The sequence below is a fragment of the Paenibacillus silviterrae genome (assembly GCF_030167925.1).
GTDB classification, from domain to species: domain Bacteria; phylum Bacillota; class Bacilli; order Paenibacillales; family NBRC-103111; genus Paenibacillus_G; species Paenibacillus_G silviterrae.
In genome coordinates, this window is record NZ_JASKUT010000001.1 from 1522771 (window position 1) to 1547985 (window position 25215).

General features: G+C 51.2%; 21 protein-coding genes. 4 read left to right on the forward strand and 17 right to left on the reverse strand.

The genetic code is table 11. The annotated features are described in order from the left end of the window. Positions 1-49: 49 nt before the first annotated feature. Positions 50-868, forward strand: coding sequence for a helix-turn-helix transcriptional regulator (locus QMO62_RS06525; RefSeq protein WP_284639563.1), 819 nt, complete (start codon positions 50-52; stop codon positions 866-868). A 49-nt stretch (positions 869-917) separates the two neighbouring features. Here QMO62_RS06525 and QMO62_RS06530 read toward each other — a convergent pair whose 3' ends face one another. From QMO62_RS06530 to QMO62_RS06540, 3 genes are read right to left on the reverse strand one after another with little or no spacing between them, the layout of a single operon-like run. Further along, positions 918-2570 carry an ABC transporter substrate-binding protein gene (locus QMO62_RS06530; protein ID WP_284639565.1) on the reverse strand — a complete coding sequence of 551 codons (1653 nt, stop codon included), beginning with the start codon at positions 2568-2570 and terminating at the stop codon, positions 918-920. Positions 2571-2600: 30 nt separating this feature from the next. Further along, the gene (locus QMO62_RS06535) at positions 2601-3491 is read right to left on the reverse strand and encodes a carbohydrate ABC transporter permease (protein WP_284639567.1); all 891 of its coding nucleotides are present in this window, start codon (positions 3489-3491) and stop codon (positions 2601-2603) included. An 18-nt stretch (positions 3492-3509) separates the two neighbouring features. After that, positions 3510-4400, reverse strand: coding sequence for an ABC transporter permease (locus tag QMO62_RS06540; protein WP_372516711.1), 891 nt, complete (start codon positions 4398-4400; stop codon positions 3510-3512). 459 nt (positions 4401-4859) lie between these two features. Here QMO62_RS06540 and QMO62_RS06545 point away from each other — a divergent pair, with 459 nt between their 5' ends. Then, positions 4860-6314, forward strand: a complete 1455-nt coding sequence (locus tag QMO62_RS06545) for a glycoside hydrolase family 28 protein (RefSeq protein ID WP_284639569.1) — start codon at positions 4860-4862, stop codon at positions 6312-6314. A 98-nt stretch (positions 6315-6412) separates the two neighbouring features. Here QMO62_RS06545 and QMO62_RS06550 read toward each other — a convergent pair whose 3' ends face one another. From QMO62_RS06550 to QMO62_RS06575, 6 genes are all read right to left on the reverse strand, one after another. Continuing rightward, positions 6413-10330 carry a right-handed parallel beta-helix repeat-containing protein gene (locus QMO62_RS06550; RefSeq protein ID WP_284639571.1) on the reverse strand — a complete coding sequence of 1306 codons (3918 nt, stop codon included), beginning with the start codon at positions 10328-10330 and terminating at the stop codon, positions 6413-6415. Beyond that, positions 10312-12096 carry a dynamin family protein gene (locus tag QMO62_RS06555; protein ID WP_284639572.1) on the reverse strand — a complete coding sequence of 595 codons (1785 nt, stop codon included), beginning with the start codon at positions 12094-12096 and terminating at the stop codon, positions 10312-10314. The genes QMO62_RS06550 and QMO62_RS06555 overlap by 19 nt, the downstream gene beginning before the upstream one ends. Beyond that, complete coding sequence (locus tag QMO62_RS06560; protein ID WP_284639574.1) at positions 12093-14024, reverse strand: dynamin family protein; 1932 nt, start codon at positions 14022-14024, stop codon at positions 12093-12095. The genes QMO62_RS06555 and QMO62_RS06560 overlap by 4 nt, the downstream gene beginning before the upstream one ends. Before the next feature lie 88 nt (positions 14025-14112). Continuing rightward, positions 14113-14460, reverse strand: coding sequence for a hypothetical protein (locus tag QMO62_RS06565; RefSeq protein ID WP_284639576.1), 348 nt, complete (start codon positions 14458-14460; stop codon positions 14113-14115). A gap of 126 nt (positions 14461-14586) precedes the next feature. Continuing rightward, on the reverse strand, positions 14587-14892 hold the full coding sequence (locus tag QMO62_RS06570) for a hypothetical protein (protein ID WP_284639578.1): 306 nt from the start codon (positions 14890-14892) through the stop codon (positions 14587-14589). Positions 14893-14933: 41 nt separating this feature from the next. After that, the gene (locus QMO62_RS06575) at positions 14934-15551 is read right to left on the reverse strand and encodes a TetR/AcrR family transcriptional regulator (RefSeq protein WP_348651696.1); all 618 of its coding nucleotides are present in this window, start codon (positions 15549-15551) and stop codon (positions 14934-14936) included. 135 nt (positions 15552-15686) lie between these two features. Between QMO62_RS06575 and QMO62_RS06580 the strand changes: the two genes are divergently transcribed. Then, complete coding sequence (locus QMO62_RS06580) at positions 15687-16718, forward strand: LysM peptidoglycan-binding domain-containing protein (protein ID WP_284639581.1); 1032 nt, start codon at positions 15687-15689, stop codon at positions 16716-16718. 70 nt (positions 16719-16788) lie between these two features. Here QMO62_RS06580 and QMO62_RS06585 read toward each other — a convergent pair whose 3' ends face one another. The 5 genes from QMO62_RS06585 to QMO62_RS06605 form a co-directional block, all read right to left on the reverse strand. After that, on the reverse strand, positions 16789-17805 hold the full coding sequence (locus QMO62_RS06585) for a DUF5667 domain-containing protein (RefSeq protein WP_284639583.1): 1017 nt from the start codon (positions 17803-17805) through the stop codon (positions 16789-16791). Positions 17806-17936: 131 nt separating this feature from the next. Then, positions 17937-18656: a YebC/PmpR family DNA-binding transcriptional regulator gene (locus tag QMO62_RS06590; RefSeq protein WP_284639585.1), complete on the reverse strand. Its 720-nt coding sequence runs from the start codon at positions 18654-18656 to the stop codon at positions 17937-17939. A gap of 159 nt (positions 18657-18815) precedes the next feature. Beyond that, a complete protein-coding gene (locus tag QMO62_RS06595; protein ID WP_284639587.1) occupies positions 18816-19301 on the reverse strand; it encodes a hypothetical protein in 486 nt (161 codons plus the stop codon). A gap of 74 nt (positions 19302-19375) precedes the next feature. Further along, positions 19376-20770 (reverse strand): sensor histidine kinase, encoded by a 1395-nt coding sequence (locus QMO62_RS06600; protein WP_284639589.1) that lies wholly within the window; start codon positions 20768-20770, stop codon positions 19376-19378. Continuing rightward, the gene (locus QMO62_RS06605) at positions 20770-21477 is read right to left on the reverse strand and encodes a response regulator transcription factor (protein ID WP_284639591.1); all 708 of its coding nucleotides are present in this window, start codon (positions 21475-21477) and stop codon (positions 20770-20772) included. The genes QMO62_RS06600 and QMO62_RS06605 overlap by 1 nt, the downstream gene beginning before the upstream one ends. 132 nt (positions 21478-21609) lie before the next feature. On the opposite strand from QMO62_RS06605, the gene QMO62_RS33400 reads away from it, so the two are divergent. Beyond that, positions 21610-21912, forward strand: a complete 303-nt coding sequence (locus tag QMO62_RS33400) for a cyclic-phosphate processing receiver domain-containing protein (protein WP_369699105.1) — start codon at positions 21610-21612, stop codon at positions 21910-21912. Between the two features lie 11 nt (positions 21913-21923). On the opposite strand, the gene QMO62_RS06610 is transcribed toward QMO62_RS33400, so the two are convergent. From QMO62_RS06610 to QMO62_RS06620, 3 genes are all read right to left on the reverse strand, one after another. Continuing rightward, positions 21924-22757, reverse strand: a complete 834-nt coding sequence (locus QMO62_RS06610; RefSeq protein ID WP_284639593.1) for a hypothetical protein — start codon at positions 22755-22757, stop codon at positions 21924-21926. Positions 22758-22868: 111 nt separating this feature from the next. Continuing rightward, a complete protein-coding gene (locus QMO62_RS06615; protein WP_284639595.1) occupies positions 22869-24212 on the reverse strand; it encodes a M23 family metallopeptidase in 1344 nt (447 codons plus the stop codon). Between the two features lie 110 nt (positions 24213-24322). After that, entirely contained in the window at positions 24323-25210 is an 888-nt protein-coding gene (locus tag QMO62_RS06620; protein WP_284639597.1) for an alpha/beta fold hydrolase, read from the reverse strand. Positions 25211-25215 lie beyond the last annotated feature (5 nt).

Genomic DNA, 25215 nt, shown 5'->3' on the forward strand with positions numbered 1-25215 from the left:
CCGAAATATTTCATATTATATTGATTTTTGAAACGATAAGGAGAACGCGATGAGGCAATTTATTGTTCCTGTTATAACGAACCGCTCGCTGCTGCCTGTGTATTTATATAGTGTCGGGGGAATGGAGAACCAAATCCCGATCCATCGCCAGCACGGCTATACGGAGTTCATATGGCTTCATACGATTCAAGGGAAAGGCCGGCTGCTGCTGGACGCAGCGGAATATGTGCTGGAACCGAATATGGGGATGCTGATCTATCCCGGAGTCGCGCACAAATACCATGCGCTCGAGGAGCCATGGGAAACCCACTGGATCGCCTTTCACGGTTTCGGGGTACGACCGCTGCTGCAAAAGCTTCTCATGACGAAATCCAAGGTGTACCGTTTGCAGAATGCGCAGCTTCTGGAAAGGCACATTCATGACATTTTTACCGCCGCCTGCAGCAAGCATCACGATATCGGCTTGAACACCACCGGGAAGCTGTACAACTTTCTCCTGGATTTGCCAAGCTGCATCGTGGATGAGCGAACTCCCGCCAATACGGCAGCCTACAGTCTCCTGAATCAAGTGCAGGAGTATATGGAGCAGCATTACGACAGCAATATCTCACTCAGTGAGATGGCCGGCGCCGCTGGGATATCTCATCAGTACTTATGCCGGATTTTTAAACAGACGATGCAAATGACCCCGATCGCCTACCTGACCAAGCTTCGCTTGCAGAAAGCGAAGGAGCTTCTGCATGAAAAGGACGTCACCATTACGCAAGCCGGCAGAAGCGTCGGATTCTGGGATACCAGCTATTTCTGCGCCGTCTTCAAACAGCACGAAGGGATCACCCCCTTGGACTACAAACGAAATTACCGCTAGATAGTAAAGATCCCCGAGTCACGATGGCTCGGGGACATACCGACTAAGGCTACTTTTTCTTAAACTTCGCATCGTAGGCTTGCTGATAAATGTCCAAATAACGCTTCAGGTTCATATTCTCCAGATTCTTTATATATCCGTCCCAGCCCTTGTCGATATCAACATCCCCTGTCACGAAGCGGGCAATCATTTCTTTCACATGATCATTGATCACCTTATCGAGATCCGCCAGCTCGGAGGCCTGATCGGAGGTAAAGAACAGGGGCGGCAGCACTTGATCAAGCGATACCTTGTAGGGCTCCATCTTCTCCTTCGTCTCCTTATACAGCGTTGGCTCCAGAGGCTGGTCGGGGCTCGCTACCTCCCCTAAGCGGAAGTCGCTCGTGCGGTAGCTCGGTCCGGTCTGGCTCCAATGGACATTCTGGATCTGTCCCCAGCCAACGAGCTGCTTCCAAAGCGCCGGCTTGCCGTTAATGCCGATTTCGTTTTTCTCTGCCATCCGCACCTCTTGCCCGATCCGGCCGTGGATGGAACGCAAGGTTACTTCTTGATTGTACATATAGTCCGCCAAGCGGAAGGCAGCCTCCGGATTTTTCGCCGACTTGGTGATCACGTACTGACCGTTGCTTACGGCGTAGGGATTGTAAGCGGCGAGCCGCACCCCCTTCGGTCCTTTCAGCGGCGGTACGGCGACATACTCCAGCCATCGACCGCTCTTGCCGTTCAGGGTAGCCAGCGTTCCCATATTATGACCGGACGAAGCCCCCAGAATCGGTACCTCGCTCTCCCCCATCTGCTTCAGCTGATTGGCGTCCTGCGTGAACGAGAGCGGACTGATGAGGCCTTCCGCATATAAGCTTCGCAGGTATTTCAAGCCTTCTTTGAACTCCGGCTTATTAAAGGAGACATCCACCTTACCGTTATTCAGCAATAGCCTCTTATCCGCCGGGTTATAAATGAAGGAATTCATGAGAAAGGAATCGACCCCGTCGCGGAAATTGATCGGATTGCCGGCCATCGGGATTTCGTCGGCTTTGCCGTTGCCATTCGGATCCTTCGTTTTGAACGCCTTCAGCACCTCGCGGAATTCCTCCGTCGTTGTCGGCATGGCGAGCCCAAGCTTATCAAGCCAAGGCTTGTAGATCCACATTCTCTGGGACAGGAAGCAATGGTAGCATTCATTGACCTGAGGCAGCGCATAAATATTGCCGTCCGGGGCTGTAATCAAATCCTTAGCGCTCGGCGTTTCCTGGAACATCCGTTTCGTCTCGACGCCGTACTCCTCAATCAGCTTGTTCAGCGGGAGAAAGACGCCTTGGGTGCCGAAGATCATCATCTGTGTCGGGGACACGCCGAAGCCCATGATCACATCTGGATATTCCCCGCTGGAGAGCACCAGGTTCAGCTTTTCCGTCGCCGACTTCTCCGGGGCAATCTCCCAGTCGATGTGGATGTTTGTTTTTTCCTCCAGCCATTTCGTAAATTCGTTCGTTGCAAAATCCTCTACCGAGCTGTTGCCTCGAACCAGCACCTTGAGCGTGACCTTCTCATTCACAATGGGCAGCTGACCTGGCGGAGTGACCGCCGTTTTTCCTTTTGCATCGCCAGAATTCCCCCCTTGACCCGAATCCGATGAACAACCGCTAAGCACCGTGACAACGGCAAGTACAAGAGCAACCAAAAGCACAGACCATTTTTTCAATGGAACCCCTCCTTAGGACCTTTTCAGCCTCTACCCCTTAAGAGAACCGATCATAATGCCTTTGACAAAATATTTCTGGACGAACGGATACACGACAAGCAACGGCAGTGTGGCAACGACAATGAGAGAGTATTTCAGCAGCTCCCGCAAGCCTTCCTTTCTTGCAGCTTCCTGCACATCGGTGAGCATCGTCAGATCGACGTCGTTTTGTACAAGAATATCCCGAAGGACAAGCTGAAGCGGGTACAGGTTTTGATTTTTCAAATAGATGAACGCGTTAAAGAAGGAATTCCAATGGCCCACTGCGTAGAAAAGGGTAATTACGGCGATGATCGGTCCCGAAAGCGGAATGACGATCCTCCACACAAAACCGAAATCGCTGCAGCCGTCCAGCTGTGCGGCCTCGAGCAGCTCGTCGGGAATCGTCGTTTGAAAATACGTACGGGTAATGATCATATTCCAGACGGCGAGCGCTCCGGGAAGAAGCATCGCCCAAGTGGTGTTGAGCAGCCCGAGATCCTTCACGATCATGTAAGTAGGAATCAAGCCGCCCGAGAACATCATGGTGAAGACGAAGTAAAACATGAAAGCATTTTTCCCGTAAAAATCTTTCCGTGCCAGCGGATAGGCCGCAAGAATCGTCATGACGACGTTGATCAGGGTACCGACCACCGTATAATACAGTGAATTCCGAAAGCCGATCCAGATGAGCTTGTGCTTGAATACCGCTGTGTAACCGTCCAAGCTTGGATTTACGGGCCATAGCCACACCTCGCCTGCAATGACGTCCTGCGAATCGCTGATTGAAGCGCTTGCAATATAGATTAGCGGATACAGGATGGTAATGAGAAATAAGGACAGCACCGTATAATTGATGATCGAAAACAATCGGTCCCCGGCAGACTCTCGGATGTTCTCCATTTCTGTCCCCTCCTCTCTTTACCATAGGCTGTTTTGCTTCGTTTTCTGAGCAATCTTATTGACGAGAATCAGAAGAATCAAATTGATGACCGATTTAAACAAACCGATGGCGGAGGAATACGAATAATTCATCGCTTGGGAAGCGAGCCCCACCTTATACACGTAAGTATCAATGACCTCGGAGGTTCGGAGGTTTAGCGGATTTTGCATAAGCAGCACCTTCTCAAATCCGACGTCCAGCACGTGGCCGGTGTTCATAATCAGCATGATGATGGCGATCGGCATGATCCCCGGCAGATCGATGTGCCACATTCTGCGGAGCTTGCTTGCTCCATCCACCACCGCCGATTCATGAAGCGCCGGATCGATGCTCGAGAGGGCTGCGAGATAGATGATGCAGGAGAAGCCGACGCTTTGCCAAATGCCGGACCACACATAGATGGATTTAAAGTACTCGGGTACGCCCATAAAATTGATCGCTTCAAAGCCAAGCGCCTTCAGAAGCATATTGACAATGCCGTTTCTCGGATCCAGCAGCTCGAGAATAATGCCTACCATGACGACAACCGAAATGAAGTGCGGCGCGTAGGTGATCATCTGGACCGATTTTTTAAACAGCCGGTTTTTCACATAGTTGAGACTTAACGCAAGAATGATGGGAAACGGAAACCCGGCCAGCAGGCTGTAAAAGCTCAAAACCAGCGTGTTCTGCATGAGCCGCCAAAATTCATAGGAATGGAAAAATCGGATGAAATGCCGAAACCCCACCCAATCGCTGCCCCAAATCCCTTTGGTGACGACATAATTTTTGAAGGCGATTTGAGCCCCGTACATCGGGATGTACTTGAAGAGGAAAATATAAATCACCGGGAGGGCTATCAGTACGTACAGCTGCCAAACCTTACTCATTTTCTTAAGCGGCGATGCCTTCCTCAGCCTTACTTGATCCGTCGAGGATAGCATGGCTTCCTTGTTCGCTGCTTCCAGAGCAATCACCTCATTTTGTTTCCAAAGTACTGCAAGCGTGTCCTATTTCAATTCTCGCGATAGCCTCCTGTTAGCTTAGTAAACGCTCGCATAAAGATCTTGCATGACATGGATCCTTCACTGCTTTTTATGGGAGACAACATACACTATCGTACACGATACATTAATATTCCCAAACCTTGGGAATCAGAACGAATTTTGTTCTGAATTTTCAGTTTATTTTACAAAACCACTCGCCTTCCTGATAAGTTTCCTGATCTTCTCATATATTGCCCTTGGCTTCTCTATCTTGTCCTTTCTTGCGAATGATGGATTTTTTAACCCGTTTCACTAATAATAGTAGGTGTTCAACAACATGACTCAGGGAAAGGTAGAGATCGTATGAAAGCTTCAGTACATGAACAATGGCAGCAATCCATACAAGATATGCCCCCGGTCGTCGTACCGCAGTTTCCGGACCGGGATTTCCTCATTACCGATTACGGTGCGGTCGGGGACGGAATATTCCACAATTCATCCGCAATCTCCCAGGCGATCGAGGCCTGTTCCGCTTCCGGCGGCGGCAGAGTCGTCATTCCAGCCGGTATTTGGCTTACCGGTCCTATCCATCTAAAAAGCAATGTGAATCTCCATGCGGAAGCCGGTGCCCTCGTCATCTTCAGCTCGAACTTCAACGACTATCCGTTGATCTACTCGACATATGAGGGCTTGCGTACGGTTCGCTGTACCTCCCCGCTGACAGCCGAGAACGCGGAGAACATCGCAATTACAGGAAGCGGCGTTTTTGACGGCTCAGGCGATGCGTGGCGCCCGGTGAAAAAATGGAAGATGACGGATCGCCAGTGGAGCAAGCTCGTTCAGTCGGGCGGTGTGGTGGATTACGGCAAGGAAGAGATTTGGTGGCCGACGGAGAAAGCCCTTCAGGCACAGGCTCTTGTCAAGGAGCTGCTGGCGTCCGAAGCGACGGATATCGAGCTGTTCACTCCTGCGAGAGATTACCTTCGCCCTGTTCTCCTTAGCTTCCGACAGTGCCGAAACGTATTACTCGAGGGGCCGACGTTTCAAAATTCACCCAGCTGGAACCTCCACCCTTGGCTTTGCGAGCACGTAACCGTCCGGAATGTGACCGTAAGAAATCCGTGGTACGCTCAGAATGGCGACGGCATTGATGTGGAATCGTGCCGCTATGTACAAATCCTGGATTCCCATTTTGACGTCGGGGATGATGCGATTTGCATGAAATCCGGTAAGAATGAGGACGGCCGCCGCCTGGGCAAGCCCTGCGAATATGTCTTCATCTCGAATTGTACGGTGTATCACGGTCATGGCGGATTTGTGATCGGGAGCGAAATGTCCGGCGGCGTGAAGCATGTGTGGGTTACGGATTGTACCTTTATCGGTACGGATGTAGGCTTGCGGTTCAAAAGCACACGCGGCCGCGGCGGTGAAGTGGAGCATATCCATATCCGCAACGTACGGATGAAGGACATTGCCGGGGAGGCGATTACCTTCAACATGTATTACGAGGTGAAGGATCCCTCAGGAGAAGCCGCCGTTCCGGTTAGCGAGGAGACGCCTAGGTTCCGGGATATCCATATTTACGATTGCCTCTGCGTCGGGGCGGGAAAAGCCGTCTTGTTCAAGGGCTTGCCGGAAATGCCGATCGAGCGCATTGAAATTGATGGGCTGACCGTCACTGCCAACGAAGGCGTAGAGTGCTCCTATGCACGGGATATTCATTTCCGGAATGTCTCGATACAGCCCAAGCTTGGCCCCGTATACCGCATTCAGAGCAGCGATGCGATTACGCTGGATGGGAAGCCGATTACGGACTAGAGCGAAAAATGGGAAAACCGCAGGCCTTCCCCCTTCTGGGGAGGTGGCTGCGGTTTCTATTGTTTACATAACATTTGTTATGTAAACTTGTAGTCCATTTATTTTGAGATGTCTCCGGCTTCATTCGCTTGCATCGTATTCTTTCCGATATTTGGAAGGGCGTCTCCGCTCAATTGAATGCCGTAACCTTCGTTGTGCTTCAACACGTTGTAATGGATGACAGGCTTTGCTCGTTCATCCGCGTGAATGCCGCTGTTTCCATTTTTTGTTGATATATTCCTCTCCAGCCGCGGTTTACTCAATCCGGTGACATATATACCGTCCAGCCCATTCTGGTAGCAGTCGTTCTCCACAGCGGAGCCTGCAGCCTCATCCATAAAGGCGATCCCGTCGCCCCGGTTGTGATAGCACTCATTTTTGTCCAGCTCAGGACTGGATTGAAAAGCAACCTGGATCCCCTGCTCATTGGTCATGCACCGATTCTGATGAGCCTTGCACTTTCCGCTGCTGCTGATGAGGATCCCTGCAAACTTATTATCACTGCACGTATTGCTATACACATCAGCTACCGATTGCTCGATGACGGCAATGCCCCCCTCACCGTTGTGCCGACAAGCATTCGCAACAACACGCCCTGACGATTGCTGTCCGAAGCCGATACCGTACAGCTCATTGTTATTAGCCATACACTCTGATACGGTGCCACGTGCCTCATTTCCTAAGCCTATTCCCGTCTTGTTGCCATTGCACTCGTTACGCAGCGCAGTTACACTGCTCTGACCGCCGCAGAAAATTCCCCCGGTTCTGTTGTTATTACAGCGGTTGTCTTCAAGCGTCGCTTCCACTTGCTTCCAAATAATGATCCCAAAGTAGTTATCGCTGCATTCATTGGACTTGGCTGTTAGGATTATATTATCATGCACGGTCATACCGCCGTCGTGGTTGTGGTTACATTTGTTTTCTTCCGCCGCATGTTGGCCTGTGCCCGTGAAGTACATGCCATGCTGCATATTACGGCTGCATTCGTTCCAGGCCAACAGCGTCGGTCCGTCGGCCTGATGACAGATTCCCGCCTCTCCGTTCCATGTGCAGATATTCCTTTCAACAATAAGCGAGCTCTTGGTTTCATAGCTGATACCGGTAGACAGATTGCTTGTGCAAACATTAGCGGCGATATAACCGCTGGACGAATCCAGCAAGCTGATGCCGCGAATGTTCATCGAGCAGCTGTTTCCAAGCGCGGTGATAAAAGCCTTCCCGCGTCCTTGGATGCCATCCTCTTCATTATGATTGAATTCATTCTCTTTGATGGTAAGCTCCGCTTCGTCGCTTCCGACGATACCCACTTCGTTGCACCACAAGCGGTTCCCTTTGAAATATCCCTTGGCTTGCCCATCCAAGTAGACGCCTATTCCACTATGCGTGATCTCGGAGTTATTTACTTCTATAATCGTGTGATCCCCCGCATAAAGTGCAGTATAGGGATGGTCCCAAAAACGGCTGGATTGTACGGTAACCTTACTTGAAGAAAGCATACTGCAACCGGCGCTGTTGCCGTGAAAATGACAATCGATTATGCTGCCGGCGGAAGAGTCTCTCCAAGCAAGAGCAGCCCCTCTTTCCTCCGTATCCGTCGGATGCTCCACGGTTCTTGCACCGGTGAAACCGCAGTCTTGGAAGTGAGCTTCTCCGCTTTCGATCTGAACTATGGTTCCTACGGTATTACACAAGTCAAAAGAGATGCCTTCAAAGTACCGCTTGTGATTTCCGTTCAGCTTAAGCAGGGTCTCAACAGCTCCTTGGATAACGGTAGCTTGTTGCCCGGCACCTCGCATACGAATCGGTTTGTCTAAGACCATAGTTTGCGTTAGTATGTAAGTCCCTTTCTCCAAAACAAGCTCCTCTCCCGGCTGCAATGCTGCGACCAAAGCCGGCAGATCGGGCTTGGCAATTCGGTTCATGCCCGACTGGATTGCCTCAAATTGCCCGACTTCTGCCGCTGCCGCCGTTTCTGCCGCCCCATGGTATGCCTCAGCCGGTTCGGAGAGAAGAAGCTGCTCCAGATCTTGCAATCGGGCTATAGAAAGGCTTAAAGACGCTGCTGTATCATCGCGATAGGACAGCCCTACTCTTCTCCCAAGCGAAGTAACGATGGCGGCAAGCTCCCCTCCTACTAACGTCTCGGTTTTCGGCTTCGCCGCTACCGTCCAATACAACTGCGAAGCCGTAGCTTTTGCTTTCGCCTCAGCCTCCTCCTGGTGATTCAGCAGCTTGTCCAGTTCATCCAAAGTAGCTTGTGCGTGTTTAACCGCAAGCTGCGAAAGCTCATAAGCTTCTTGCTCGTTACGCTCCAGACGGGTAAGAAATAATTGGTGCCGTGAGAGCAGCTGCTCCTTCTCCGAATTCAGCTCGTTCGCCCGTTCATCAAGCAGCTTCGCACGGGCATCAAGCCGTTTGCCGGTACCGTCGAAATCAAAAATGGGCCGTCCTCCGAACATCCCCGATTTGTTGTACTCGGCATACTCCTTCTCCAGCTGCACATGGTCCTTGTTATGGTGTTCAATGGCTTGCTGATTCGCTTCATAGGCCTGATCAAGCAGCTTCCGCTCCCTGCTCAGCTCCTCTTGGACGCCGATCATCATATTCAGCTGCTGATTTAGCTTGTCCTGCCCTTGAATCAGCTCCGGCAGCGGATAGCTGGATTTCAACCGATAGAAGGCGCTTCCGGGATCGAAGCCCGACCATATGCTGAGCAGCTCGGCGACTTTCTTGCGGTGCTCCGTCGCTTCTTTCATCGCTTTCTCTTGGTCCCTAACGAACGCATCCGCCTGCGAAAACTGAGCGTGCTGTGCAAGCACTTGCTCATGCAGCTCGGTCATGGTCTCCCGGAGACGGGATAACAGTCGAATCCCTTTCTTCATCGCCGCCTTATCGTATAGCTCCTCCTGTAGCACCTGCTCCAGCTGCGACCATCGACTTTCAGCGTACAGCACTGCGTCATCCTTCGCCTTGGCTTCTGCCGCTTGGAGTGCGGAGACGCCTACTAAGCGGCACACATGATCTCCAAGTCTGCGCCGTACCTGCTTCAGGAAGGCATCCAAGTCGCCCTCCTCAGGATCGTGCTCATCAATGCGGTTTACAACACCGACCGGCTTCCACGCCCCCCTGAGTCTGCCCAGCGTTAAAATTTCCATCTTCGTTGCCGCATGCCCATAGGAGAACAGCCACAACACCTGATCCGCGCGGTCGATAAAATACTCCGTCGCCTTCGTATGGTGCTGGATGTCGGAATTGAGTCCCGGAGTATCAACAATGGTAACCTTCTTAAGCAGCTCAACCGGAAGTCGAACCTCCAGGTAATCTAACTCGCTTCTCAGGCGAGCTCCCTCCGCGTCCCCTTCCGCTGAAAGGGAGTGCAGACTCTCATACGGAAAGCGCTGCTCCGTGCGGTCTAGCAGGTGGGCGACAACCTCGGGCTGCTCCCCGTAGCTAAGCATCGTCACAGCGGCAGTCGCCGGCGTGACCTCCACCTTCAGGCAATCCTCCATGCCGAGAAGCTGATTGATAAAGCTGGATTTACCGGTCTTGAATTGTCCCATAATGACTAGGAGCAACGGCTTGGCTGCATCCTGTGCAAGCTTTTCCAGCTTTTGCTTGTACTCCTGCAGCTCAGGGTAAGGCTCCAGGAGAGAAGCCGTCCGTTCCGCCGCTGTACCTACCATGACGTCAGCAGGCAGCAGGTATGCTTTCTCGGGTATGGTGGGATACGATGGCGTCTTTATGGTGCTTAGCTCAGCTGCGGACATTCTCGTTATCTTCTGTACAAGTGATGCTGCCGATAAGGCCCCCTGTTCTTTCTTGCTAGAATCAGTGCTTCCTTCTATCAAATTTTCGTTAGGTTTTCCCTTGGAGTCAGAACGACTTAGCCGAGACCACAGTAAGCCAAGACCTGCGATCAAGGCAACCATCAGCACGGTAATGACAAAGAGAGGCAGCATCATAGGCTGTACCCCCATGTGGTGAGATCCTCTCTTGCTTTGATCAACCGCTGCTGTTCATGCTGCTTTTCCTCCTGGGCGCGCATGGCTCCCGCGAGATCCTGATCAATCCTCATTCGATGCACGCGTACGATCTCCATATAACGTGAATCGGCAGCTTTCCTAATGGAAGCAGCATTCTGAAGCAGCCACTGCTCGACGCTTCGCCCGAACTCCTCCATGACCTGATCCAGTACCGCGTCCAGCTCCGGCAGCAATTTTTCCTTTGCTTTCTTTAATTGATCCTGCATCAAGTGCTTCTGGATAAAAGGATATCCGGCCATTCCTACCAAGGGCAGAAGCAGGGGTCCGCCTAGCAGCATCGCCAGCATGCCTGCGCCGCCTGCCAGCAGGCCCGCCATAATAGGCGTATTGGACAGATCTGCCGCAGTGATTGATACATTTCCCTCCTGCGAATCGATTTCACCTGAACGCTGCTTGACTTCCAGCGATCGAAGGGAAGTGTTGAACTCCGTTGCAAGAGCCGTGGCCAGCTCCTGTTCCAGCATTTGAAGCAGCTTTAGCATGGAGGGAGTATGCTGCTCGATCCACTGCTTGAATCGACGCTTGACCTGCATAGGGATTTGCGTTTCAACAAATTCCTTTAATTGGGGCCCCATATACTGCTGGACGGTAAACTGCATATCCTCCTTCAACTGCTCTTCAAAATGCCGCAGCGATTTGCGGACGATCGCCAGCATTTCGGTTTCCCGATCCCTTGCGTAGTCTTCCATTTGGACACGGATCGCACCGTGACGACGAATCAAGCCCTCCACGCCCTCCAGCTTCAGGGCCAGCTCTGCACTGGATTCGTTCAATTGTGCCAGACGCCCATCCAGTTCCCTCCCGATAGAATCGTTTAGAACTTCCAAACGACTGCGGAAGCGGTTCAGCTTCGTCTCACCCCGGGAGCCGTGCTGAATGAGCCCCTCTACTGCCTCGAGCACAGCGGTAAAACCGGACTGCTTGAGCTTGTCGTAGTCCTTCGACAATCTGGCATCGAGCGCATCCGTCGCGCTGAAAGGAAGCACCTTCGGCTTCTGGCCTCCAACTGCCCCCGCCAGACGTCTTTTTATGTTCTCCAGATGCCCTTCTGCCTCCTCTTCGTCCACTTGGTCATAGAAGTTGGCAATAAAAATCATACGATCCAGTCCTTCGGACAAGAGAGTATCTGTAAGAAAATCCTTTTCCGAGCGTTTCACCGGCGATACAGCATCCAGCAGAAAAATACATACATCCGCCTTGGGTATGAACTGATAGGTAACCTCTGCTCTCTGCCGGTTCAGATCGTCCACACCCGGCGTATCGACAAGTACGACGTTCGGCTGGAGCAGCGGCGCCGGCATGGTTATTTTCAAATATCGAACCTCTTCCGGGTTCTCCGTTCCATCTACGGAATACTTATGCAAAGCCTCCGCAGACAGCTCCCTTCGCTCAACGGACCCGTCCTGTTTGTAGACGGCGAGACCCGGCTGCTCCCCATAGTGAATCGCGTTTATGGTAGCCGTTGTCGGGGTCACATCGACCGGAAGCAGTTCTTCGCCAAGCAGGCTGTTAACGAAGGTCGATTTCCCCCTCTTGAATTCGCCTAACACCACTACCGTACAGAAATCGTCATAAAGCTCCGATCGAAGCTCCTCCAATTGGGTAAGGAAAACCGAATCAGGGAGAAGCTCGCTTACAGCCGTCCGTACCCTGTTCAGTCTCTCAAGCAATTGCTCCCTATCCATATCGTAATTGCTCATCGCTGGGTGCCTCCTCCTAAAGTATGCGCACGCTGCCCCCCGGTCAGTTCTTCGGCAAGAGGGACTAAGCCTGCAATAATATCGTTCAATTGCTTCTCTAGACGGTGAAGGGACGATTTTCTTTGCTCAACCTGCGACGCTTCCGCATTCCTCTCCGTCAGCACCCTCTGCAGCTGCTGTTCAATGGAGCCGAGCTTTCGACGTATTTCTGTTTCAAAGTGTCCTATAGTATCGTCAACCATACGGCTCCACTGCCTGTCGAAATCAGTACACATCCCCGGAATCACATCCCGGTACCGCCGCTCCACTTGTACGCGAATTTCAGCCAGTGCACGCTCCCGGACCTTTCCGTCAAAATAAGAATACAAAAACTTACCTCCAAAGAAGAGGGCCGGTATGGCAAGCGGTAGGGCGACATGAAGTCCGATTACCACGCCAAGCAGTCCCAGCGATCCGAGCCCTGTCTTCACAATGACCTCGTCCTCGTCGTAGAATACGCTATATTCCTCGTCTTGCCCTGATTCGTCTCCGGTGCGGGGTAGCAGCGATTGTACAATGGTGCGGTCGATGGCCTCCCATTCCTGCTCCAATCGGCGGTTCGCCCGGTTCACCTCTTCTTCGAGAAGGGCATGCTGCTCAGTACGAATGCGCTCTTGCAGCTTCGTTTGTACGGGGGCCACAGCCGCTTCAATCGTACGTGCCAATTCCTCCTTTTGGAGCGGGCCCGTGTAGAAGGATACAGCCTGAACAGCGGTTGTCGCGACCTGATGCAGGCCCGACTCCCATTGCGAACGAAGCTGCAAGCCGCCGCTTGTGAGCGCCGTCCGCAGCCGCTGTACAGTTTCCATTGCAGCTCGGCTCACCCGGTTGAGCTCCTCCTGTACTTTGGCCGTCCGGGTTTCCAACTCTATGAGATTCATGCCAACGGTGGAAAGCGGAAGCCGGATTGCATTTCTTTTCAGCTCGTCTGCTATACGCATCGCACGTTCGAGCGGCTTCGCCAGCTTAGCTCCTCCCCGTTCCTCACTTAGAAAGGCTCCGAGAGCCGCCTCGAATTCCAAGTAACCCGTTTGCTCCATTGGTACGATCTCCCCCTTAACCGCTTCGCCCAGAGCGTGCCTGCGTGCGGCCAACGCTTGCTTGGCGGATAGGAGGAACACCTTCGCATTCTTTGTGATCGGAGCAAGATGCTCCTGTATGTAGTCCATTACCTTTCTTTGTGAAGCTTCCGATTTCAATACATCCTTGAAATTGACGACAAAGAAAAGCTTTTGAATGTCTGCCTTCAGTAACCTGTCCTTCAAAAAACTCATTTCCGTTTCCGTCAGCTGCTGCCTTCCGGATAATACGATGATCGCTGCATCGGCGCTTGGGATAAAATTATAGGTAATCTCCTCCCGTGCCGCATCCAGATCATTCGTTCCCGGAGTATCTATGAGCTCAACCCCGCCTTGGCATATCGCCGTCGGATATCCGATTTCAGCGTGAGCAATCTCGCCAAGCTGCTCCATCCTCCGCTCCCGCTCCAACACTGCACCGTAATCATCTGTATCCGGTTCATCCGGTGCAACGATGTTTTGAAACTGCTCTTCCGTTATCTTCTCGCTAGGCCTGCCGTCACGATAATGAAGACAGTAGTACGGTTCGGCTGCGAACTTCAGCTTGCTTAATACCGTTGTTGTCGGACTCGGCGACGATGGAAGCAGGCGCCTGCCGAGGAGGCCATTGACAAAGGTAGATTTCCCCCTGGAAAACTCACCGACGACAACGAGCTTGAACACCTCGTCAGCCAATTCCCGTTTCGTCGATTCAAGCGTGTGCTCCGCCGATTCAACACCAAGCTGCTTCGCTGCCTCCTGTATTTGCTCCAGTGCATTCATAATTTTCCGGTTCCGCGTGCGATACCATGTTAAATCAATTCCCGTCATGTTAGTAACAAGCTCCTTTTTCACAACAAATAGGTAAGAAAAAAAGAGACCCGCACATCCTATTTGCAGGTCCCTTCCGGGATCAGGATTAATTAAATGTTAGCGGCGGCATTGTATATTCTTGGATGTGAGCAAGCGGATTGGCATGCTGTAATACACTCTGAAAGGATACTTCATAATGGCTTAGATAAGTAAGAGGGTCCCCTGCCGCCACTTCGCCGGTAAACGGATTCACGTTCCCGGGGTAGGTATAATTGTTAAACGGATTATGATCGGGATGTGATCGCATATGAGCCTTCACATAAGTTCCGTCCATGCGGAAGTAATCATCGACGAACACAGGATTATCCGAACGTCCTAGTCCGTAGGTTTTATCAAAGGCATCATATTGCTGATCATGATTTCCCGTATAATGACTAAAGTGATTCGAATCCATACGACACACCTCAATACATTTATTTGGTAAATTATTAGTCAATAGCCTGATTATACTCTCTTCCTGTTGTGGAATCTACAAAAATATTCATTTTTCACCCCAAGGGTCCTAGGGCCAAAAGACTACTTATCCGCATCTCTTCTCTTTAAGCTCCAGGCTTCCATCGAAGCTCATTAACTGCCGCTGCAGTTCCCTCGTGAGCACGCAAACCTCCTGTTGGAGCTGATTAAGCTCTTGAATGACCAAGGGCAGGTTGTTTCCCTTCGTCGCTTCCCAGCTGATATCTTGTATTTGAGTGATCATACCGAACAATTTGTCCTCCAGCAAGTAACACTGGCCATCCAACAGTACCTCAATACTGTTTTCATATTTCAACATTGCCAAATCCGCTTCCCGTCCGTTCATCGCTGTCCGCTCCTTATCTGTGTTCATAATGAATAGTTAACATTCGTTCATTATTGGAACAAAAAAATTTATTCTCGTACGCTCCAGAAAAAGTACATCTGAATGAATTGGGTTGTCAGCTTGACGATATCATCAGGATGTTCATGCCGGCGAATGATATCCATCACTCCCTCAAGAAAACTAACCGCCATAGGTCTTGCCATCATCTGGTCAAACACAGGGGCTTCCGTTTCTTTATTCAAAACGCCGATATGTCTTGCAATATCCTCACTTAGAATCACCGTAATTTCTTCCTTCGCGCCGGCGAACGGTGTTCCTTTGCTGCCGTCGAGCAGGATGATCAATTCATCCCGGTAATGCTGCAATAGCTGCGGCAAACGTCCCAGTAGTGTCTGCCCTACCTCAGCTGGAGTTAACGTGGCATCCGCATTCATTCGAAACAAATCATTGATGACTTGATAAGCCGGTACAACCAGTTGCTTGTACAGCTCCTCTTTGCTGCTAAAATACCGGTAAATGTTAGGTGCCGTAATGCCCGCTTCCTTCGATATACTCCTCATGGTCGTTGCTTCATAGCCATAAAGCGTAAACTGTCGCAAGGCAACCTTCAATAGTAGATCTTTCAATTCCTTCTTTAAATACTGCATAGACACCTGCCAATTTGAGGGGATAGAAGTATTAGCCATTTTACCACCACTCTCAATAATTAACAACAGTTAATTTATCTGTCCCGGCTCCATTATTTGGTTCTTACCGAAGCTGACATGAATTCCGATAAATATTGTTGTATACCCAAAACCAAGGGAGGAGTCCGAGACATCATGAAAAAGAAAAAGACCAACAAGAATTGGATTTCCCTAGCGCTCGCCGCGGCGATCACAGCCTCAGCCTTCGGTCCCGTTTATGCCGCGGAGCCAACCTATCAAGTAAAAGCCGGCGACGTGCTTTGGAAAATTGCTGCAGCACACAACGTAACCATTGCTCAGCTTAAGCAGTGGAACGGATTAACGGGCGACATGATCTACGTAGGCCAAACGCTGCGCCTTACAGCTCCGGAGATCCGCTATACCGTTAAAGCGGGCGACTCTTTATATTTAATCGCACAGACATACCAGGTGCTTGTAGCGGATATCAAGCTGCGCAATCAGCTCACCTCCGATAACCTCCAGACAGGAACGATGCTGTCCATCCCAGCCCAAAAAGGCTCTTATGCCACTCACACGGTCATTGCTGGGGACTCTCTATTTATCGTTGCAAGGGATTATGGTCTAACCATTGCTGAACTCAAGAGCTTTAATCAGCTAACCTCCGATGTCATTTATGTTGGACAAGTCCTGAAGCTCACAGCGTCAAGTAACAATATGACTATGAAAGCAGTAGAATCCGGACCTTCCGCCCCTGCCTATCTTAAAGATGCTCAGTTCCCCTTAAGGTCAAGCACCTATGAGCCCTTCACCGACACGTGGGCGGAGTCGCGATCCTATGGCGGCGACCGCACACACGAGGGAACGGATATCCTTGCGGCAGAAGGAACGCCGATCTACTCGGCGACGGATGGCGTTGTTATCAATTACGGCTGGAATACGCTTGGCGGCTGGAGGTTGACCGTACGTACCAGCGAGGGATATATTCTGTACTATGCTCATATGAGCAAATATGCTCAAGGCATGAGTAAAGGCGCAGCCGTAACAAAGGGGCAGCTGATCGGTTATGTAGGCAGCACCGGTTACGGTCCGGAAGGAACCTCGGGCTCCTTCGTCTCTCATCTTCATTTCGGCATGTATGATGCCAATTGGGTCGCTATGAATCCTTACGCTCATCTGAAATATTGGGAATACGTCATGAAGAAGTAAAAAAAAATCGCCTTTGCAAGTGCTTTAAGCGCTTGTAAGGCGATTCTTTTTTTCATAATCGTATGTATGATTAGTGCTTTCCGCGATCGTATCCGTTCTCCTTTTCCTTCTCCTTCTCCTTCAACTGACCAGGTGCTTTCTCCTTGCCGTTCGCGTGATTCTCGTTTTTCTCTTTTGGTTGTTGCTTCATTTGCTGCTTCGGCTGTTCTGCATCTGCATCGGTCTCGTTTTCCTTTACCTTGAGTGACTTTGCATTAAGCTCCTGCTCCGTTTCTATCACAACAGCAGCAGATGTCGTAACGGATGCTGCTGTGACTGCAGAGGTAAGCTGTGCGGCTTCAGGTACCGTTTCCAATATCGTTTCTTCTGCTTTCGCCGGCTCCTTTGCCAGCTTCTGCTCCGATTTCGCCAGCTTTTTCTCCATGTGCTCGAAAGACTTCTCAATATTGCGCAGCAGCGCCAGCTGTGCCTTCGGATTTCCTACCTTCTCTAGAGCCGCCGTTAGCGCAACAATATTTTTCTTCATATTCGCCTTCACAGCCTCTGCCGCTTCCTCGGTTGCTACTGCTTTCGTTGCCGCCTTCACAGCTACAGCTGCTTCTGCTGCAGCTTCCGAATCAGCGTCTTCCTTTTCGACGGTTTTCACAGAGGCCGGCTGAATAGCTTCAGCTGCTTTCTTAGTTTCGGATTTCGCAGACACCTTCTCTAGCGCCAGCTGCTGCGTCTCAAGGGAGAGCTGAAGCGTTTGCGCCGCTGCATCCTCCTTGCCTGCTGCCAATAACGCGTTCGCCTCCGCCAGCCTTTCATGGGCGTACCCCGAGAGCAACTTGGCCTCCTCTATCTCACCCGACGCAATTGCCAAGCGGATGCTTTCATAAATCGCTTTGATAAAATAAAAGAAATCTCCCGGCACCAGTGCCGGCTTAGCTGTTGCAAGGGTCGCAGCTTCCTGTTGTGTAGAAACTGCTGCGGGGGGAGTCTGCTGCTTCGACGTGTCCGCAGGATCCTGCGAGGCGTAGGCACTGCCCATACCGGCGCTAAATGCCATAGAAGCAATCAAAATACTTTTGACTAGGAGCTTGTTCATGTTGGTTCCGTCCTTTTCTTTAGGTGATGTTCCGGATGCATCGGATACTAAGTAATATACGGAGCGGCCCAGCCTTTTCAGGGGGGAGGGACAAAAATACCCCGCAGCCAAATTGGCTGCGGGGCTTTATCCTACTCTTCAAAATCTACATTATGGAATACCTGCTGCACATCCTCGAGGTCTTCAAGCGTATCGATCAGCTTCTCGAATGGAAGCATCGCCTCTGCCGGCAAGGTAATATAGTTCTGCGGGAGCATGGTAATCTCCGCTACGGTAAACTCGGTAATGCCCGCGCTTTTCAAGGCTTCCTGGACAGCGTGGAATTGGTCGGGCTCTGCATACACGATGACCGCCTCGTCCTCCTCAAGAATGTCGCGAACCTCTACATCCGCCTCCATGAGGAGCTCCAGCACTTCATCCACCGATTTGCCTTCCAGACCGATGACTGCCGTTGCGTCGAACATGTAGGCTACCGATCCGCTCACACCCATGCTGCCGCCGTTTTTCGTGAAGGCCGCGCGTACATCGGACGCCGTCCGATTCACGTTGTTCGTGAGCGCATTGACAATGATCATCGAACCGTTCGGTCCGAAGCCTTCATAACGAAGCTCGCTGTAATTTTCATCTCCGCTGCCTTTGGCCTTCTCCAGCGCACGGTCGATAATTGCTCTTGGTACGTTGTACGTTTTAGCCCGCTCGAGCACGACCTTTAATGCGCGGTTGGATTCCGGATCCGGCTCTCCCTGCTTGGCCGCCACGTAGATCTCGATGCCGAACTTTGCGTATATGCGACTTGTGTTGGCATCCTTCGATGCCTTTTTTTCTTTAATGTTGTTCCACTTACGGCCCATATTGTTCCCGCTCACTTTCTCGTAGTATATCTTCTGCTCTCGTTCCAAACACCCTTACCATTATATCTCGTTACGATGTGCTTGGACAAGCCTTGCTCCATCAAAAAAAGCGCACCCCTCAGGCGAGCGCCGGTGGAAGGGTGCGTTTCTCAACTTGCATTATTCAGCTTTCGCTTGCTTCTGCTGCTTTTTCTCTTGTACCTTTGCAAGAACTTCTGCCTTCAGCTGCTCCTTGGATTTGCCTGTCGCGTCCAATCCGAATTTCTTGGCTGCCTTGGTCAGTCGATTCATGGTCTGCTGCTCGCGCTTCGCCTTTTCTTTGGCTTTCACCGCTTCCTTCAGCTGTTGCTTCGTCAAACCGGCCGTTTCCACGCCAAGCCTCTTAGCCATATCGGTTAGCTTCGCAAGCTCTTTTTGCTTTCTTTGCTGTTTAGCTTCCTTCTGCTTCGCCATCAGCTCCTTCTTCAGTTGCTTGGGCGTTTTATCTGTGGTGTCGATACCGCGCTTTTGCGCCAACTCGATGAGCTTGGGCGCTTTAACGACATTTTTGCCCACAGCAGGGACCGTTTGCGTTTCAGCGAACACGGGAGCCGCAGTAAGCAGCATAGCGGAGACGATTCCGGCACTTATCCATTTTTTAACCATAGCTTCTACCTCCATCATATCTTTCTCTACATACAGTTGGTACTTCTATACTGTACACAACCAATATGACCAGATTATGACTTCAGAGGAAGCATGACCAGAAATTGCGTTCCTTTGCCTAGAGTAGAATGAACCTGAATCGCACCGCCATGCGCTTCTATAATATGCTTGGAAATGGTAAGCCCAAGTCCGGCCCCTTGCCCGGCTCTGCTTTCATCCGCTTTGTAAAAGCGTTGAAACAGCCGGTCCAGCTTTTCATCCTCAATACCGCGTCCGCGGTCCCACACGGTAATGACTGCTGTTTCGCTACTTACGCCCAGCTTCAAGCCTACAGCAGTTCCCTCTCCGTTGTGCACTATCGCATTATGCAGCAGATTCAGCAGGACCTGCTTGATCCGGGCCGCATCGGCTTTGATGACAATATCGCGGGGTATTTCGGTTGCAAGCTTGATTTTATGCTCTGCGGCCTTTACCTTCATCTGCTCTGCCGTTTGCATCAGAAGCTTCGATAAAGACATCGGCTCCTTATTCATAACCACCTGCTTTTCTTCGAAAAGTGATAATTCAAGCAGATCCTGCACAAGGACACCGAGCCGTTTGGTTTCGTCGAGTGAAATTTGTAAAAAGCTTCTGCGGTCCTCGGGATCAACAATCTCATCAAGAATGCCCTGCAGCGACGCGCGAATCGTAGTCAGAGGTGTGCGAAGCTCATGAGAGATTTCGCTGATCAGCTGCCTCCTTCCAAGCTCTATGGTTTCCAGCCTTGCCGCCATGTCGTTCATGCTTTCCGAAAGCTGAGCGATTTCATCACGCCCCTTCACCTTCATGCGATGCTGAAATTCGCCGCGGGCCATGCGAAGGGCAATCTCCTTCATCTCGGCAAGGGGACGAACGAACCTGCGAGATGCCGCATATAACGCGGCAACCACCAGACAACCGACGATGAGTGTAGTGTAGAAAATTTTAACATAAATTTCCTCCACGAGTGCTTGGACATTCTGTACCGGGGTATAAAGAAAGATGGCACCATGTCTTTGATTCTTATACATGAAAGGTATGCCGACCACCAGCATCTCCGTCTGATCATTCGTATGGAAGGAGCTTCGAACAAGCTGCTGTTCCCCCTCGAATACCCGTTTCACCCATTCCTTGACCTCCGGCTTCTCTCCAATGGAGAGCAAATCATCCGTGTCTCCCTTGAAATTTTTCCCTGTAACTGATATTCGCACATGGGAGCTTCGTTCGAGCAAATTCACTTGCTTGAAAAACTCCTTCTGCGTCAATATGCCATCCATATATTCAAGGCTGATTTGATGTACCTGATTGGCTATGGAGGACAGTACGGCTTCGGCTTCCCGGTAGGTTTGCTCTCTCAAGGCGGCACCGATGATGATAGCTATCAGCAGCAAACTGATCAGAGCGACGGAAACGTAGGTGAGGAGCCACTTTTTAAATACGGAGTTCAGCATCACCGGCTCACCCGAAACTTATATCCTACGCCTCTAACCGTGTCGAGCGACCAAGCCGAAGAGTCATCTTGATTGAACGCTTCCCGAATTCTTTTCATATAGGCGTCGACGATCCGATCTTCTCCCTCGAAATCCCAGCCCCATACATGCTCGATCAGCTCAGCCCGCGTAAACACCCGGTTCGGGTGCTCTGCCATGAAGCGCAGCAGCTCGAATTCCTTTCGCCTCAGCGGTACTGGCCGATCCTCGCAGAACACTTCATAGGAAAGCTTATCGATTCGTAGCGAACCGTATTGGAGAATCTGCTTACCCGATAACTTAAGATTGTCCTTTTCACCGATGCCTTCCGTCCGTCTCAGCACGGTCTCGATCCTGGCGATCAGCTCGTTCGGATCGAACGGCTTCACCATGTAATCGTCGGCTCCCATACGAAGCCCGCCGATTTTGTCTTGCGTCTCTCCCCTTGCCGTCAGCATAATGATAGGGACATTCGATGTTTCCCTGAGCCTCTGGCAAACGGTCCAGCCGTCCATTCCCGGCAGCATGAGATCCAGCACGATCAGACTAAACGGCGCTGCCGCGGCTTCCTTAAGTGCGTCCGTGCCGCTGTGAACGGTCGTCACCTCATAGCCGTTTTTCTGCAAATACAGCTTTGTAATAGCACATATGTTCCGGTCATCATCAACGACCAATATGGATTTTCCCACGTCCGTTCCCTCCCGCAAGCTTGCTTATCTTCATGCTAAGGGCAAATGATCTATCCGTCAATGGAACGCACACCGCGTAGTTGCTTCCATCATAAGCTATGGATAACGCTGCTTGTAAGGGAGGAAACGACAATGAAATTGTTTCTGGATGACCGAAGGCCTTGCCCCAGGGGATTTCGAGTAGCAAGATCGGCTTCCGACTGCATCAGGCTTTTGCGCAAGCACCGGATCCATGTACTCTCGCTTGACTATAATCTCGGACCCGGGAGGCCGAAAGGATCGGAAGCGGCACGTTATATCGTACAAAGCCGGCGGTTTCCCAAACACATCATACTTCATACCGCCGATCGACAAGGACGTCTCAGCATGCTGAGGCTTCTGCGCAGGAATAAACCGGCTGGAGTGAGGATCGGGTTGAAGCCCTATCGACCTTAAGAAGGGGGTGCCTACCAGCTTAACACCGCTTCAAGCATCGATAGTAAGTACTCCGCTCTATGCAGCTCCGGCTTCGCTTTCAGCTTCCGAACCTCATCCTGCACATACCCAATGTAACCGGCGCGAAGCCGATCCAGCTGCACTTCGGTCAATAAATACAAATAGGGCACGACATACTCATGGGAAAGATAGCTTTCTTTCTCCTCAAAGAACGTATAGGGTGAGCTCTGATACCATTGTCTGGCGAAGGCTCGAAGCTCCTCCGCGATATCTTCTTGGCCTCCAGCCATAGCAAGCAGCCGATCAGCCGCAAGCAGCCCGCGATAACCGTTTACGTCCCCCTTCGGCTCGGTAAAGGGCAGATCGTAGTACCGGAGCAGCAGCTCCAGCAGTTCTATGTAAGCTTCCGCGCGTATTCGTTCGGGGTTCAGCTGGATCCTTATCGCAATATGAGCAATTTCTTGAAGCAGCTGTAGCGCCTCGGAGGATTCTTTTTTGCCGGCCGACCCGGTAAAAAACAATTCCTGCTTTCCCGCACGAATTTCCGCCCGATCAATCGCATCATGAAGCTCGTCCTCGAAGCGCTCCTTGCTGTACCTGGCCCACTGCCCCATGTGATCGGCAAGCTCCGCCCGGATGCCGAATTCCCTGCGCAGCAGACTTCCAAGTCGAATTCCTCCGCTTCCGCTAACTATGTGGAGGATATCATAGAGGAAACCCTCCAGATGCTTGACACGCTTCACTGCTAGTATGACTTCCTCCGGGAGAATATAGGTTTTTTCCGCCTCTTTTTCCTTGAGCTCACGGACAAGCTGCTTCAGGTCCATCAACATTTCCTCTTGCATTATTACTCCCCCTCTCAGTTTAGCTTATTATTCCAATTCCGCGGTAAATTAAAAAGCTGCATCCGTAACCAACGTATACGTCAGAACGAATGCAGCTTATCATGTGACCGGTTATGGCTGTGCCTTGGCGCCCCAATGAAATGGCACGGTGTCAAAAAACAGGTTGGGATTCACAGGAACATTATGTGCCCAGAACGTAAAATGAAGATGAGGCCCCGTAGAAAATCCCGTCGATCCGACGAGACCGATGATATCGCCGCGCTTTACACGGTCCCCTGTCTTGACTTGCAGCTCCGATAAATGGGCATATTGGGAAAACAATCCCATCCCGTGGTCAATATAAATGGAGTTTCCAGTCAAGTACATGTTGTCCGCAAGGGCGACTACACCGTCATTGGTTGCCTGAATGGGCGTTCCCTGCTTCGCCGCAAGATCCAGTGCAAGGTGAGAGCCGCTAAGCTTCCCATTTACGTACCTTGTATGCCCGAAGGGGGTGGTAAGCCTTCCTTCTACCGGGATGACGAAGGGACGGTTAAACAAAAATTCCGGCTCGGATTGGCTGCGCGCGGCATCGATTTTGACTTGGTCCGCTTGAATACGCTTGGTATCCTGCCGCATGCTCTCCAGCTGCTCAGATACCTGCAGATGCTGTGTCGGGAAGCTTTTGGCAGCAATCTTTAAGCTTTGGTCGCCGATGCGGTATTCCCCAGGCTTGACTCCGGCGCCAATAGGAAGATACGTAAAATAACCGGCTCCGAAAGGCTGCAACGGATAGGTCTTTCCTTGCCATTCGACATTTCCCGGCTTCGCATGGCGAACAAGGATGACATCCCCGGGAGATGCTGTGTTAGGCAGCAGCAGCCATTCGGTTCGGGCGACTTGCTTGACCTGCTCTAGAGAAGCATACAGCGGAGCTTCCCTCTTCCACTGCTCCCGCAGCTGCTTCTCTTGACGAATTGCCTCTCTGATCTCGGCGGTTGGTTCGGTTTCCCATGTCTTACCGCCGTCTGACGTATAAAATAGCTTGCCGCCCAGCTCACCTTCCTGTTCCACAATCGCCCAACCGATTTGCTCCGTATAAAACTGGGATTGTTTGACCGGAAATTCTTTTGTTTGAAATGTAAGCATCGTCAGTGTCTTCGCGGGCGGATCCCACAGCGGCGGCACCGCTGAATCAAGCTCGGTCGATCCGCCAGCGGGGACGGCATCCGTACGCTGCCACGTCATCCCGCCGTCGGCTGTCATCTCCAATCCATCCGCATACCGTATCCAGCCACGGTCCAAGTCCAGCATGCGAAATTCATCTGCCACCCTGTATTGCGGTGTATTTGGTGCAGTATCTTTTACAGTCAGTGGGTAGGTTTGTGCCATATACGCCCCTACTCCACCTCCCAGAAGCGCCCCTGTCAACGCGATAAGGAGCCATTTCGGGTTCTTTTTGCGACGAGTTATCATTTGCATCCAACCCCTGTTCGTCCATTCTCTCTACCTATTCATCAAATTATATCACCCTGACCCTGTAAAAAATAGAATAGCCCCCAAGCATGTCCCATTCAGGACGAAACTCAGTGGCTATCCGTTCGTATAAACCGGTCCATCCGTTCATTCACCTGATCATATTGCTCATGTTGAACCCAATGAGTAGCTTCCAAATATACCAGCTGCCCATTCTCGCATCTCTCCTTGCTTAACTTGGCCAGCACCGGGTCCAGAAAGGAATCGTATATTCCCCATAAGATTAATGTGGGAACGTGAATGTTTTTCCGCTCCCTGATGGAAGGCAGAGATCTTCTTACTAGCGCACGGTACCAGTTGAGCATGGAGCGATAGGCTCCTGGTTCGGACCAAGCCTCCTGGTATGACTTCAGATCACCCGCTGTGAAGGTACCCTTCCGGCTTGATTTTTGCATCATCGTCTTCAGGAGGGACCAGTTCTTCCATCGGGCCAAGCACTCCGGAAGCCACGGCAGTTGAAAAAACAAAATATACAAGCTTTTCGCCATCTGGTTAGGATGAGTAAGCAGATGCCTTATCATCACAGACGGCTCAGGTGCATTGAGAATAATAAGACGGTCCAGCAGCTCGGGCGCGACCGCCGCTACATGCCACGCAACGATGCCTCCCCAGTCATGACCTGCTACAATGGCTTTGGATTTTCCGGATGCCCTAATGCACTCCACCACATCCTGAGCCAGCTCGTTCAAACGATAGGAGCCAAGCTCTTTTGGCTTCTCGCTTTCGTTATAGCCGCGTTGATCGATAGCCCACACCCTGTATCCTTTACCAGCCAAGTAAGGCAGCTGATACCTCCAGCCGAACCAGCATTCGGGGAAGCCATGCAGGAGGATGAATAAAGGTCCTTCTTCAGGCCCTGCTTGTACGATATGTAGACGGACGCCATTTACATCTAGAAACGTATGTTCCAATTGATTCGGGTTCATCAATATATCCATGGCGG

Coding starts and splice junctions, on each gene's coding strand:
- QMO62_RS06525 (WP_284639563.1), top strand. CDS start 50: ATGAGGCAATTTATTGTTCCTGTTATAACGAACCGCTCGCTGCTGCCT.
- QMO62_RS06535 (WP_284639567.1), bottom strand. CDS start 3,491: ATGGAGAACATCCGAGAGTCTGCCGGGGACCGATTGTTTTCGATCATC.
- QMO62_RS06540 (WP_372516711.1), bottom strand. CDS start 4,400: ATGAGTAAGGTTTGGCAGCTGTACGTACTGATAGCCCTCCCGGTGATT.
- QMO62_RS06545 (WP_284639569.1), top strand. CDS start 4,860: ATGAAAGCTTCAGTACATGAACAATGGCAGCAATCCATACAAGATATG.
- QMO62_RS06550 (WP_284639571.1), bottom strand. CDS start 10,330: ATGGGGGTACAGCCTATGATGCTGCCTCTCTTTGTCATTACCGTGCTG.
- QMO62_RS06555 (WP_284639572.1), bottom strand. CDS start 12,096: ATGAGCAATTACGATATGGATAGGGAGCAATTGCTTGAGAGACTGAAC.
- QMO62_RS06560 (WP_284639574.1), bottom strand. CDS start 14,024: ATGACGGGAATTGATTTAACATGGTATCGCACGCGGAACCGGAAAATT.
- QMO62_RS06565 (WP_284639576.1), bottom strand. CDS start 14,460: ATGGATTCGAATCACTTTAGTCATTATACGGGAAATCATGATCAGCAA.
- QMO62_RS06570 (WP_284639578.1), bottom strand. CDS start 14,892: ATGAACACAGATAAGGAGCGGACAGCGATGAACGGACGGGAAGCGGAT.
- QMO62_RS06575 (WP_348651696.1), bottom strand. CDS start 15,551: ATGGCTAATACTTCTATCCCCTCAAATTGGCAGGTGTCTATGCAGTAT.
- QMO62_RS06580 (WP_284639581.1), top strand. CDS start 15,687: ATGAAAAAGAAAAAGACCAACAAGAATTGGATTTCCCTAGCGCTCGCC.
- QMO62_RS06585 (WP_284639583.1), bottom strand. CDS start 17,805: ATGAACAAGCTCCTAGTCAAAAGTATTTTGATTGCTTCTATGGCATTT.
- QMO62_RS06590 (WP_284639585.1), bottom strand. CDS start 18,656: ATGGGCCGTAAGTGGAACAACATTAAAGAAAAAAAGGCATCGAAGGAT.
- QMO62_RS06595 (WP_284639587.1), bottom strand. CDS start 19,301: ATGGTTAAAAAATGGATAAGTGCCGGAATCGTCTCCGCTATGCTGCTT.
- QMO62_RS06600 (WP_284639589.1), bottom strand. CDS start 20,770: ATGCTGAACTCCGTATTTAAAAAGTGGCTCCTCACCTACGTTTCCGTC.
- QMO62_RS33400 (WP_369699105.1), top strand. CDS start 21,610: ATGAAATTGTTTCTGGATGACCGAAGGCCTTGCCCCAGGGGATTTCGA.
- QMO62_RS06610 (WP_284639593.1), bottom strand. CDS start 22,757: ATGCAAGAGGAAATGTTGATGGACCTGAAGCAGCTTGTCCGTGAGCTC.
- QMO62_RS06615 (WP_284639595.1), bottom strand. CDS start 24,212: ATGATAACTCGTCGCAAAAAGAACCCGAAATGGCTCCTTATCGCGTTG.
- QMO62_RS06620 (WP_284639597.1), bottom strand. CDS start 25,210: ATGGATATATTGATGAACCCGAATCAATTGGAACATACGTTTCTAGAT.